A 5,205-nucleotide genomic window follows, 5' to 3' on the forward strand; every position below is an offset into this window, starting at 1 on the left:
CCACATTCATCAGCAGTTCGGCCCCCCCCCTGCGGGCAAGCTCCCTGGCCGTGTCCACCATATCAGCAGACACGTAGGGCTCCACCGGCTCTCCAGGGCGCTGCAGATTGGCGTTTGCCCAATGCAGCAACTCTGCCCGGTTGGCGCGCCGGCATGCCGCGAGGATGACCGGGTCCTCCAGCAGTTTGGCATCTTCCGCTGAAGAGAAAAGCGCCTGATTGAGGCGCTCGACCCACTCCGAGGGCAGCGCCTGAGCGAGTTCGGCGCCTTTGCGCATGAGCGCGCGAACGGCTTCCGAGGGGCGTGGCCAGGGCGATGGTGTGCTGGTCATGGGCAGGGCAAATCACTCAAAATCGTCTGGTAAATGGTGCTGTTCAGGCATTACCCCTCGGCGTGAAAACAATACAGGCACGCCTTCGGCGTTGAACAACGCCGCCGTCAGTGAGAGGCCATCAGCGCTCTGCGTTTCCTGGAAACTGTGCCCGCCATCGTTGCTCTTGACGCTCAGCCCATCCAGCCCGACCGCCAGCACACCAGAGCCGGCTACCGCGACGCAAGTGACAGAGCCCTTGCTTTGCGTTGGCACTCGGCGAAAGCCCTTGCCGTCCGCTGAACCCAGCAACAGGGTACCGCGCTGGCCACCCAGCAGCAGACGTCCATCGGCCATTACCGCGCCTGACCACAGTGTGCCTTCGTAGCCAGTATCCAGGTAACGCCAGTTTGTCCCCTCGTCCTCGGAGTACAGTACCTGCCCATGCTCGGCCGGGGCGTACAGCGTGCCGCGACTGTCGGCAAAAAGCCCCATCAGGTTGAGGTCGGCCCGCTTGGCCCCAGGGGGGGCCTGCACCGGCTGCTCGGCCCACGTCTGGCCTCCATCCATGGTGGTCAGCACCAACGACCAGAGGCCTACCGCCACACCCTGCCGGGCATTGAAGAAGTGCACCGCGAACAGTGGCCGGTCTTCTTCGGTGGCCAGGCGCTGGACCTGCCAGGACTCCCCACCATCGGTGGTGGCCAGGATCGCGCCCCAGTGGCCAACCGCCCAACCACGTTTGGCATCCACGAAAGACACGCCCGTCAACGGTGTGGACAGCGGTACCGACCTTGCCTGGCGCCACTGCATGCCGTGATCGTCGGACAACAGCACGACACCGTGGTCGCCAACGGCCACCATGCGCCCTCCCGCCAAGCCGGCGGCCAGCATGGTGGCCTGCGTGGCATTGCTCACCTGTATGGCCGGCACGGCCTGCAACGGCGCGGCCTGAAGCGACATCAGCGGCAATGCGGCTGCGAGCAAGGCCGCGGTTAATGAAACCCTGAACTTCATGCTTCTCTCCTCAGTGCACCAGCGCACCGATCATGCGCACAGGGCGCTTACGTGGGAATACCCGTTCCAGCCAGACGGCGAAGGCCGGCAGCACGGTCATGGCCATGACCATGTTGACGATGAACATGAAGGCCAGCAGCTTGCCCATGTCGGCCTGAAACTTGAGGTCCGAGAACGCCCAGGTGGCCACGCCCACGGCCAGGGTGATGGCGGTGAAGATCGTGGCGACGCCCACCTCGAGCAAGGCGTGCTCGACCGCCTTGGTAATCGGCTGGCCGTGGGCCAGGTGCAATTGCAGGCGGTTGTAGATGTAGAAGGCGTAGTCGACACCAATGCCCACGGCCAACACCATCACCGGCAAGGTGGCAATGGTCAGGCCGATCTGCAGCTCTTTCATGAACCAATAGCCAATGAAGGTGCCGATGGTCAGCGGCAGGCAGCACACCAGCACCGCCCGCAGGTCGCGGTAGACGGCGAACACCAGCAGCGCGATCGCGGCATAGACGTAGAGCAGCATGGGGGTTTCGCTCTTCTCCACTTCCTCGTTGATGGCGGCCAGGACACCGGCGTTGCCCGAGGCGAGGCGGATCGACAGGCCGGGCTGCGGATACTCGCTGCGGAACGCCTTGGCGGCCTCCACCACCCGGTTGATGGTCGTGGCCTTGTGGTCGGCCAGATACAGGTGCACGGCGGACATGCTGCAGTCGGTGCGCACCAGCCCGGGCGTACGCGCCACCTCGGTGGCCAGCGCGGCGTAGTTCATAGGGTCGATGGGCACCGCGGCCATCTTGGGATTACCCTCGTTGTACCCTTCGTTGAACTGACGCATGTTGCTGGAGAACGAAGCCACCGACAGCACTCCGGGCACACCCTGCATGGCCCAGACGAAACGATCCTGGTATTGACCCGCCGCGACATCCTCGCAGGCCGCCGCCCCGCCTTCACCAGAGGCCCCCTGGCCGGCTTCGAAAACCACGCTGAGCCAGTCCAGGCCAATGTCGTAGCTAGTGGCGATGGAGACGGCATCGCGATTGAAGCGCGAGTCCTCACGCAACTCCGGGGCCCCCGCCTGCAACGAGCCGACGACCCGGTCGTGGCTTTGCCAGATCGCCACCAGAAAGATCGCCAGGGCCACGCCAAGCACCCACTGTGCGTTACGCCACTCGGCGAGCCGGGACAGGCCTCGCAGCCAGCGGGTACGGCGCTGCCGGGAAACTTCCTGGGTAGCCGCATAGCGGTCATCGACCCGCAGCATGGAAGCCAGCAAAGGCAGCATCAGCAGGTTGGTAATGATTTTGTACGCCACGCCCAGCGAGGCCGTGATGGCCAGCTCCCGCACCATCGGGATAGGAATCAGCAGCAGCGTCACGAACGACACCAGTGCAGTCACCAGGGCCAGCGTTCCCGGGATCAGCAAACCGGTGAAGCTCGAACGCGCCGCCGCTTCTGCGCTCTTGCCAACCGCTATCTCGCGTACGATGAAGTTGATCTGCTGCACCCCATGGGACACCCCGATGGCGAACACCAGAAAAGGTACCAGCACCGCCAGCGGATCAAGGCCGAAGCCCAGCAAGCGCAGGCTGCCGAACTGCCAGACCAGCGAGGCCAGTGAACACACCAGCGCCAGCAGCGTGAAGCGCAGCGAGTGGCAATACCAATAAACCGCAGCGGCGGTCAGCAACAGTGCCAGCAGGCAGAACTCCAGCACGGCTGAAGCGCCATCGGCAATGTCGCCGATCTGCTTGGCGAAGCCGATGATCTGGATTTCGAAGTCGCCGTCCTCGAACTGCTGACGAATCGCTTGCTCCAGCCGATGATTGAACGCGACATAATCAAGGTGGGTGCCATCAGCCTCATACTCATTGAGCTCCGCCGTGATCATCGCACTGCGCTGGTCACGGGACACCAGCGTGCCAATAAAGCCCCCTTGCGAGGTGGAGCTGGCGATCGCCCCGATGACCTGGTCGTTCAAGTGCTCGGGAGAAACCGTTCCCGGCACCAACGGATCGGCGCGAAAACCTTCTTCGGTGATCTCGTTGACGAAGGCATTGGGCGTCCACAACGAACGCACACTGCTGCGGGAAACCCCTGGCAGGAAGCTCACCGCCTGGGTCACGTCATACAGCCGCTTCAGGCCTGGGGCGCTCCAGATATCACCTGTGCGCGACCTCACCACGAGGGTCAGCCGGTTGGCGCCCATCAGGTCATTGCGGTACGTCTGGAATGTGTCGATGTATTCATGGCCGACCGGCAGCTGCTTTTCGAAGCCGGCATCCATGCGCAGCTGCACAGCGAACCACGCCATGACCAGGGTGAACACGGCCAGGCTCGCCAGCACCAGCCGACGATGCCCGAACAGGACACGCTCGACGCGCGGCAGCACGCCTCGCGCCTGGATTTCAGTGAGTTTCACGGAACCGTTCACGGCAGGCCTCACAAGGTGCGGGAGATCGCGACGCCGACATAATCGCGGTCACGGTACAGCTGGTCGTAAGGGGTATCGCCGCCCATGAACTTGGCGTAGTTGAGGGAAATCTGCCAACTGGCCGGGTTGCGCACGAAGTTCAGGTACAGGTTCATGCTGCTCGCATCTTCGGTGAAGGTGGCAGTGAGGTTCGGCGTGCGCCCGCCTAGCGACCGCGCGTAGAAGATGCCCGGGGTGACCTGCCAGCCCGGCAACAATGTGCCGTCGTAGGTCATGCTGAAATCCAGGTTGATACCCGATGAGGTCTTGTCGCCTCGCGGCTTCGGCGCGGTTGCAGGGTCCAGCTGCCAGGTATTGAGCCCCGCAGCCAATGGCTCGCCATTCACTTCGTCATGCAGCCCCGGGTACCTGATGACCACCAGCTCGGTCACCAAGGTGCCCGAGCTGGCCCCGCTGAAATCGAGCAGCGTGGGGGAGTTGGAAGGTGTGAAGCTGTACAGGCCGGTCAGGTGCCACTGGAATTTCTTTTCGTCCTTCCAGCACTTGCCGTCATTGCTCGCACACAGGTCGACGACCGGGTTGAGCATGACCGAATCCTTCGGCCGGTACGAAAGCTCCGTCCCCACCGCCCAGTCGCCGATCGGCATGTTGGCGCTGATGCCGTACATCATCCGGTCTTCCTGGTAGCGCCAAGTCGGTACCGCCGCGAAGGTGTCCGGGTCAAGAATATCCACGCGCAAAGACGGCAACTTGTCGTGATAGCGCATCACATAGAAGCCATAGTTAACGTCGCTGTCCTCGGGTTGCCAACGCAGCGAAAGCCCCCACTGGCCGCTGTCCTTGGCCTTTTTCTCAGAGTACCCGTAGTCTCCCCTGCCCTCGCCGAGGGCGTTGGTGGTGGACCAGTAGCTGCCCACTGGCGGCAGCTCGCTCTTGTTCCAGCGGAACTGGTAGTAGGCCTCGACATTGACCCCAGCACCCAGGCCCGAGGCAACACTGAGCATCGGTGCCGGCAACACGGCCTCCTTGAGCTGCACGCCGGGGCGCGCCAAGGCCTGATAGTCGTAGGCATTGGTGTTGTTGATACCGCCCGCCACGAACAGGCTCTCGCCCCAGTTGATCACCTGATTGCCCAAGCGCGCCCGTACCCGCTGCCCGCCCACGTCGAAGCTTTTGCTCACCCAGAGGTCCAGCAGACGTGCCTTGAAAGCGAGGTCGTCACGGGCGTTGTCGCTGAGCCCGTTGCTGCCGACACTCTCAGGGGTGTTGAACGACAGCGTGCCGGTGGTATCGGTGGCGGCGAAGTCGCGGATCCAGGTGCCACGCGCCATGAAGGTGACGTCCTCGGGCATCTTCAGCAACAGCTCGTGGGTGCCCTTGAGGTAGTTGGTGAACATATCGCCGCGGTCGTAGTTCAGGTCGCCCTGATCCGCCACGCCCGAGCTCTGCGCCA

Annotated in this window: 3 protein-coding genes and 1 pseudogene; all 4 read right to left on the reverse strand. The window is 63.4% G+C overall.

The annotated features are described in order from the left end of the window. Positions 1-277 (reverse strand): annotated as a pseudogene (locus tag HP546_RS25415) (PucR family transcriptional regulator); the annotation flags it as partial. Between the two features lie 66 nt (positions 278-343). Beyond that, positions 344-1,327 (reverse strand): YCF48-related protein, encoded by a 984-nt coding sequence (locus HP546_RS25420; protein WP_172231135.1) that lies wholly within the window; start codon positions 1,325-1,327, stop codon positions 344-346. Positions 1,328-1,337: 10 nt separating this feature from the next. Beyond that, positions 1,338-3,752 carry an efflux RND transporter permease subunit gene (locus HP546_RS25425; RefSeq protein WP_172231138.1) on the reverse strand — a complete coding sequence of 805 codons (2,415 nt, stop codon included), beginning with the start codon at positions 3,750-3,752 and terminating at the stop codon, positions 1,338-1,340. An 8-nt stretch (positions 3,753-3,760) separates the two neighbouring features. Further along, the coding region (locus HP546_RS25430) for a DUF1302 domain-containing protein (protein WP_172231141.1) at positions 3,761-5,205 on the reverse strand (1,445 nt) is incomplete at its 5' end.

The sequence above is a fragment of the Pseudomonas sp. CM25 genome, assembly GCF_013179705.1.
Lineage (GTDB): Bacteria > Pseudomonadota > Gammaproteobacteria > Pseudomonadales > Pseudomonadaceae > Aquipseudomonas.

What these genes read in the sequence shown, in the direction of transcription:
- HP546_RS25420 (WP_172231135.1), bottom strand. Translation starts at nt 1,327, where the DNA reads ATGAAGTTCAGGGTTTCATTAACCGCGGCCTTGCTCGCAGCCGCATTG.